Origin of the sequence: Microcoleus sp. T2B6 (assembly GCF_036700475.1) — a bacterium.
GTDB lineage: Bacteria > Cyanobacteriota > Cyanobacteriia > Cyanobacteriales > Microcoleaceae > Microcoleus.
Genome location: NZ_JAUBOZ010000227.1, coordinates 1 through 2,484 on the forward strand (window position 1 = coordinate 1; position 2,484 = coordinate 2,484).

The following is a 2,484-nucleotide window of genomic DNA, read 5'->3' on the forward strand; positions in this document are numbered from 1 at the left end:
CCCAATCTCCCAATCTCCCCATCTCCCCCTCTCCCCCTCTCCCCCTCTCCCCCTCTCCTCTCCCCCCGCGAGGCTTTCTTTTTTCCAGCGGAAACAGTACCTGCAGACAAAGCAGTCGATCGCCTGTGCGCCGAACTCATCTGTCCCTACCCCCCAGGAATACCAGTCCTGATGCCCGGTGAAATCATTACCCCAGCAGCCGTTGACTACCTGCAACAAATCCTTGCCGCCGGCGGAAAAATTACAGGTTGTAGCGATCCCAACCTCCAAACTCTCAAGGTTGTGCGACAGTAAATATTAAGGCTTGAGGGAAATTGGGAGAATTTCTACTTCTTCCGCGAGTTCCAACTGCCGTCTTGCTTCACTCAAAAATCAAAAATCAAAAATATAACTATGCTTTGGCCCTACGTCACTCCAGGCATCCCGGATGACTTATTTGAACGTTTACCGGGAATTCCCATGAGTAAGCGAGAAGTCCGACTGCTGTTAATCTCCCACCTGCGGCTGCAAGCAGATTCAGTGGTGTGGGACATCGGTGCAGGTACTGGTACGATCGCCGTAGAAACAGGTTTGCTGTGTCCCAAAGGTCGCATTATCGCCGTCGAAAGGGACGAAGAAGTAGCAAGCTTGATTCGCAGAAATTGCGATCGATTCGATCTCGACAACGTAGAAGTCATAGAAGGCAGTGCCCCGGAATGCCTGGAAAACCTGCCCCAACCCCCCCACAGAGTCTGCATCGAAGGAGGTCGCCCCATTAAAGCCATTCTCCAAGAAGTCTGGCGGTACTTGCAACCCCACGGTAGAGTTGTCGCCACAGCATCGAATTTAGAGAATCTTTACGCCCTTTCCGAAGGGTTCGCCGAGTTACAAGTCCGCAACATTGAAGTAGTCCAGTCCGCCGTCAACCGCTTGGAGACTCGCGGCCTGAGTCAAACCTTTGCCGCCGTCAATCCCATATTTATTCTCAGTGGCGAAAAGCTGGATTAGAAGTTAGTTGACAGTTGGCAGTTGACAGTTGACAGTTGACAGTTGACAGTTGACAGTTGACAGTTGACAGTTGACAGTTAACAGTTAACTTTAACCTGGTTTCTCGGCACAGCCTGGGAATACATACCCAATGCCCTGTTTGGCCAATGCCCTATGCCCATTCCTAAATGTAATTCTTAACCTTTTTTACGTTCAATTAACCTTCATACTTAAGAATAGGGGCCACCATAGCTGGATTGACCGCCTGACTTGAGATATTGGATGACCGATGGGGGATGGGGGTTAGTTGTGCAAGGGATCAACTCGTGCTCTAGAAAAATCCAAAATCTCAAATCCAAAATCCAAAATCCAAAATCCAAAATCGAATGATCCACCGCCGTCTGCAAGAGAAATTCATTTTATGCCTTGGTCTCGTATCCTGAGTGGAATAGTTGCGATCGCCCTTGCTTTGGGAATGATTATTATGGGCGGATGGTACTTCACCGTCGGCTTTGGAGTCATCGTCTACCTAGGGCAATTGGAATATTTTCAATTAGCCAGGGCTAAAGGTATTGCACCCGCTGCCAAAACTACCTTAGCCGTCAGTCAAGGGCTATTAATTACTGCCGCCCTAGCACCGGAACTCGTAGATGCCATGTTCCCCTTAGCGGGAACCTTAATTTGTTTCTACCTGTTATTCCAACCTAAATTATCGACGATCGCCGATATTGCCTCCTCAGTTTTAGGATTGTTCTACGGCGGTTATTTGCCCAGCTATTGGGTACGGCTGCGAGTCGGCCTCGACCCCGGCAATCTTGCTACAACCCAACTTTCGCAAGCAGTAGCAAGCAATTTGCCCGTTAACATTTCCTCGCCGCCGTCTTGGACAACTTCCAGCCATATATCTTTAGGATTGACTTCGCTGCTGCTGGCTTTCTTCTGTATCTGGGCCGCTGACATTGGGGCTTATTTTGTCGGCAAATTCTTCGGCCGCACTAGCCTATCCCACATCAGCCCCAAAAAAACCGTTGAAGGTGCCGTATTTGGAGTTTGTGGCAGCATCACCGTGGCAGTCGCTGGTTCTTGGTATTTACACTGGCCGGGGTGGCAGTATACTGGGGCTGCTTTTGGTCTGTTGATTGGGGTTGCTAGCCTGTTGGGAGATTTAACTGAGTCGATGATGAAGCGAGACGCCGGCGTTAAGGATTCGGGACAGTTGATCCCCGGTCATGGCGGCATTCTCGATCGCACCGACAGTTATGTTTTTACCGCACCGTTAGTCTACTATTTTGTCACTTTACTGTTGCCCGCGATCGACTCTTTTTTAATTAATCGGTAATTGGGAATTGGGAATTGGGAATTGGGAATTGGGAATTGGGAATTGGCCAAACAGGGCATTGGGTATGTATTCCCAGGCTCTACCGAAGAACCAGGTTAAAGCCAACTGTCAACTGTCAACTGTCAACTGTCAACTGTCAACTGTCAACTGTCAACTGTCAACTGTCAACTGTCAACTGT

The 2,484-nt window shown here is 49.2% G+C and carries 2 protein-coding genes and 1 pseudogene; all 3 read left to right on the plus strand.

What is annotated here, in order from left to right; genetic code table 11:
- Window positions 1-294, plus strand: a pseudogene (locus tag QUA00_RS36520) (aminotransferase class I/II-fold pyridoxal phosphate-dependent enzyme); the annotation flags it as partial.
- Window positions 295-393: 99 nt separating this feature from the next.
- Window positions 394-987 (plus strand): precorrin-6Y C5,15-methyltransferase subunit CbiT, encoded by a 594-nt coding sequence (gene cbiT, locus QUA00_RS36525; RefSeq protein ID WP_333105613.1) that lies wholly within the window; start codon window positions 394-396, stop codon window positions 985-987.
- A gap of 400 nt (window positions 988-1,387) precedes the next feature.
- Complete coding sequence (locus QUA00_RS36530) at window positions 1,388-2,305, plus strand: phosphatidate cytidylyltransferase (RefSeq protein WP_333287949.1); 918 nt, start codon at window positions 1,388-1,390, stop codon at window positions 2,303-2,305.
- Window positions 2,306-2,484: the final 179 nt, after the last annotated feature.